This is a genomic window from Polaromonas sp. P1_E3 (assembly GCF_056405935.1).
The window spans coordinates 1-4126 of record NZ_JBFUBD010000249.1; the positions used below are offsets into that span (position 1 = coordinate 1).

The 4126-nt window shown below is 58.8% G+C and carries 4 protein-coding genes; 2 read left to right on the forward strand and 2 right to left on the reverse strand.

Annotated features, from left to right (window positions below):
* Nucleotides 1-193 precede the first annotated feature (193 nt).
* Complete coding sequence (locus AC1D0Z_RS17015; protein WP_477659399.1) at nucleotides 194-652, forward strand: OsmC family protein; 459 nt, start codon at nucleotides 194-196, stop codon at nucleotides 650-652.
* 93 nt (nucleotides 653-745) lie between these two features.
* Here the strand turns inward: AC1D0Z_RS17015 and coq7 are convergent, their stop codons facing one another.
* Both coq7 and AC1D0Z_RS17025 read right to left on the reverse strand, forming a co-directional pair.
* Nucleotides 746-1375 (reverse strand): 2-polyprenyl-3-methyl-6-methoxy-1,4-benzoquinone monooxygenase, encoded by a 630-nt coding sequence (coq7, locus tag AC1D0Z_RS17020; protein WP_477659400.1) that lies wholly within the window; start codon nucleotides 1373-1375, stop codon nucleotides 746-748.
* A gap of 152 nt (nucleotides 1376-1527) precedes the next feature.
* Nucleotides 1528-2817 carry a porin gene (locus tag AC1D0Z_RS17025; protein WP_477659401.1) on the reverse strand — a complete coding sequence of 430 codons (1290 nt, stop codon included), beginning with the start codon at nucleotides 2815-2817 and terminating at the stop codon, nucleotides 1528-1530.
* 703 nt (nucleotides 2818-3520) lie between these two features.
* Between AC1D0Z_RS17025 and AC1D0Z_RS17030 the strand changes: the two genes are divergently transcribed.
* A partial coding sequence (locus tag AC1D0Z_RS17030) for a porin (protein ID WP_477659402.1) occupies nucleotides 3521-4126 on the forward strand: 606 nt, incomplete at its 3' end.

Below are 4126 nucleotides of genomic sequence, written 5' to 3' on the forward strand. Positions count from 1 at the left end.
GGGCCTGTAAATCCACCCTTAGAGGAGGTGGAGGAGACAACCGGTGCAAAAAGACCCTGAGTTGCCGGACAACTGATCTTGATGCGATGATTTCAGTATAGCGGGCTGATGTTGCGCTGCACAATATCCTGTGGCGTAAATTCGACATTTATCACGCTTTAATCATAAATTTTATGCATAAGGAGAGAAATTCATGGAATGCACGGTGAGTTGGACAGGCAGCAGCGCCACTACGGGATCGCCTTCGAGCATGAGTTTTCTCGCCAAGACGGGCAGCGGCCATACCCTGATGATGGACGGCGCGCCCGATGCGGACAAGCCCGAGAACGGCGGCGCCAACCTGGCGCCCCGGCCCATGGAAACCGTGCTGGCAGGTGCCGGCGGCTGCACGGCCTATGACGTGGTGCTGATCCTCAAGCGTGGCCGCCRGGATGTGCGGTCCTGCTCGGTGAAACTGGATGCCGAAAGGGCGCCTGCGGACCCGAAGGTGTTCACCAAGATCCACATGCATTTTGTGGTGACGGGGCGCGGGCTGGCTGTCGGCGTGGTCGAGCGAGCCATCAACATGAGCCACGACAAATACTGCTCGGCCACCATCATGCTGGCAAAAACAGCAGAGATCACCACGACTTTCGAGGTCATCGAGGTATGAGGGTTTTGCTCTCCAGCCCTTTATTGGTGGGCGCAAGCAGCTATTAAATAGATAGCGTTTGGCCTGCTTTGCCAGGCGCTTCGGCAGAGACCTTCAGATGTAGTGCGCGGTAGTGGTCATGACGCGCGCTGCTGAGCGCATCAGGGCTTTCACCGGCGCGGGCAACTGCAGGGCGCCGGCCTGTTCGGCCTCGCGTGCATGCAGCGCTTCATCGTCCTTCATTTGCGCGACGATGGCGCGGGACTCATGGTCGCCTGCCGGCAAGCGCTCGAGGTGGCTTGCCAGGTGCGCTTCAACCTGGCGCTCTGTTTCCACGACAAATCCCAGGCTCAGGCGGTCACCAAGGCGGCTGGCAACCAGCCCCAGGCCGAAGGCGCCGGCGTACCAGAGCGGGTTGAGCAGGGAAGGCCGGGCGCCGAGTTCGTCGAGCCGGGTTTTGGTCCAGGCGAGGTGGTCGCCCTCTTCACGGCTGGCCTGCAGGAAGTGCTCCCGCAGGGCAGCGTCACGGGTACCCAGGGCCTGCGCCGCGTACAGCGCCTGCGCACAGACTTCTCCCACGTGATTGACGCGCATCAGCGCGCCCGAGAGCGATTTGTCCTGCGTGGCCAGCTCGGTTTTTTCACCCGGTACGGTAGGGCAGGTACGGCTGGCCCGCGGGGTGGCAAAAAGTGTGCGCAGGGCGCCGTCAGCGGCATTGAGGGCGGTATCGAGTGCGGTGGTCATGGGTGCTTCAGTTCTTTGAAACTTTGAGGACGGAACGGTTCCATGTTATCCCTCGTCCGGCTGAATGGAAACGGCCATAAAAAAAGCCCCCATGCGGGGGCTTTTCTCTGACGAAAGGAAGGCCGGCTGTGATCCGGCGGCAACCTTGATCTTTAGAACGTGTGGCGAATACCGAGGGCGAGGTTGGTGGAGTTGGTACCCGCTGTAGACGTCACGCCGCCCAGGAAGCCGTTGCCACCAGGGGCTGCCTGGCCCAAACCTTTGTTGTTGAAGCGTGTCAGCACGGCGTTCAGGTTGGTGCGCTTGGACAGGGCGTAGGTATAGGTCGCGCCGTAGGAGTTGGTGTCGGCATTGTTTGGACGCTTGTCATCCAGACGGTTGTAGGCCACCACGATGGTGTGCGGGCCGGTGGTCATGCGGTAGCCGATGTGCATCAGCTTGGCATCCTGGCGCAGCGCGTTGTTATAGGCGGCGATGATGGCGGCGGGCGTAGTGCCGACCAGTGCCAGTCCTGCTGCACCAGCGGTGATCGAGGGGGATATCGCGACTACGGCGTCCGGGTTTTCATCCTTGATCGTGGCGTACTGGCCGTAAATGGTGCCTGGGCCGACGTCAATGGTCGCGCCCAGAACATTGTTGGTCAGGGATTTCTGTCCAATGCTGTTGTTCTTCGTGTTGTGACCAAAGCCGACTGACCAGCCGTCAGCCTTGTACATGGCCATTCCGCCCAGGAAACGGCTGGCCGAATTACCGACCGTGGCGGTAGCTGCCTCACCGGCGCCATACATCAGCGAGGCGGTCACACCGCTGGTCTGGATGGCGTACTGGATGGTGTTGCTCAGGCGAATGTCAAAGGCAGGCGGGAAGCTCGCGACCTGGCCAGCAGCCAGACTGGACTGGGTTTGCGAGGCGTCGAAGGTGGCGCCAACCAGATAGCCTGGGGTGTATTGGCGGCCCAGTGTGACAGCGCCAACTGGTGTGATCAGGCCGACAAAAGCCTGGCGGTCAAACAGATTGTTGGTGGTGTTGACGCCGACGCTGGCGCCGATACCGGCTGCAAGGGTATTGAAGGTTGGCTGCAGAGCGGCTTGCTGTGCGGCGGAAAATGTAGGCACGAGCAAGTTGGCATTGACCATGCGATCAGGCAGCTGTGCGCCTGAATTCGGCCTGTTGCCCAATGCACCGGTATCTGCTTCGAAGCGGTTTTCCAGCGTGAAGATAGCCTTGTAGCCGCCGCCGATGTCCTCGGTGCCGCGCAGGCCGAAACGTGAGCCTTCCATGATGCCGCTGGCAATCGTGCTCACGGTGCCCTGGCGCAAACCGCTCACACGGTTATAGCCGGCGTCAACAATGCCGTAGACGGTCACGGTGCTTTGTGCCATGGCAGCGGAAGTGGACAGCAGTCCCATGATCGCAGTTGCAACGAGGGTCAGTTTTTTCATGGAGTCTCCAAAGAGTTGTAATTGAGGGAAAACCTTCGCAGCCATCGCCGTGGAATACACCTGCCGGCTTGACTCGATGGAGCAAAGATTAGTGGGGATGCCGCGACACGTAAAGAGAGGCAATACGGGGGGGTATCACTTTTGCGACAGGGGAAAACCCGAGGTTTCCTTGCCCTGGAAAACCCCGGCGGCAAACCCCGCAGGGCTGCCGGATGTTGATGTTTTCCCTCTCAAATTCTGATGCTGCGAATCGTTTTGCACACGGGTTGCGGAGCGACACAGACGAGCACAATCGGGAGCTAGGGTTGGATCCCTAATCGGACGCGTTTGGGAGCTGGCAGCAGGAGAGTGACTCGCGATTACAACAGTCCTTACGTGTCTGCGCAGTTGCACGGTGTCCGGGGTTTTTGCAGGAACTGCTTAGCCAGGCTTGTTACAACCCCCGGTGGTTTTCTAGTGACTTTCCCCAATGCAGGGCGCCTGCCCCGCTTTGGGGCATTTTGATTGTCGGTATCGAATTTTCACTCGTACAGCGCGGTCTTTGCAGCACCTTTTATGCGCACCTCCAGCGTGCGCAATATACGGTGCGTTGTTGCGGGCCAACAATTCGGGTATGAACGTTGCTAATAGTAGAGATAAGGCTTGGTGTGGTTTGTGACTCTTTGGTTAAATTGGTCTAAGGGTAGTCACTGAGCCCTTATAAATGTTTATTCGTAGCAGTGTTTGTTTTCCACCTTTTGGAGATTTTCTAATGATGAAGAAAAGCCTAGTTGCTTTGGCAGTGCTGGCCGTTTCCGGCATGGCTTCTGCCCAGTCCACCGTGACCGTTTACGGCCTCGTGGACGCTTGGGTTGGTAGCGTGAAGGACAACAACGTCAGCCAGACCGGCGTGAACGTTGCACATCCTTTTTCCGGTAGCGGCGGTGGTCTGCAGACCAGCCGTTTCGGCCTGAAGGGTTCTGAGGACCTCGGTGGCGGCCTCAAAGCCAACTTCCTGCTGGAAGCCGGCTTTGACCCCAGCACCGGTGCTGCCAACAACTACACCAACCCCTATACCGCTGCAACCTCCAATGCAATCTTTGGCCGTCAGTCCTGGGTTGGTCTTTCTGGTGGCTTCGGTGAAGTGAAGCTCGGCAAAATGTGGACCCCCTACGACATGGTCAAGGGTTCCGGCGCCGCTGGCTTCGACTCCCTCCTGTTCGCACCTTCCACCAGCGTGTGGGCCAGCAACAGCTACCAGGATCGTCCTGGCAACTCGATCTATTACCAGACCCCTGACCTGGCTGGTTTCTCTGCTGCTGCAATGTAC

Excerpts from the sequence above, each read along its gene's own strand:
- coq7 (WP_477659400.1), bottom strand. The coding sequence starts at position 1,375 with ATGACCACCGCACTCGATACCGCCCTCAATGCCGCTGACGGCGCCCTG.
- AC1D0Z_RS17025 (WP_477659401.1), bottom strand. The coding sequence starts at position 2,817 with ATGAAAAAACTGACCCTCGTTGCAACTGCGATCATGGGACTGCTGTCC.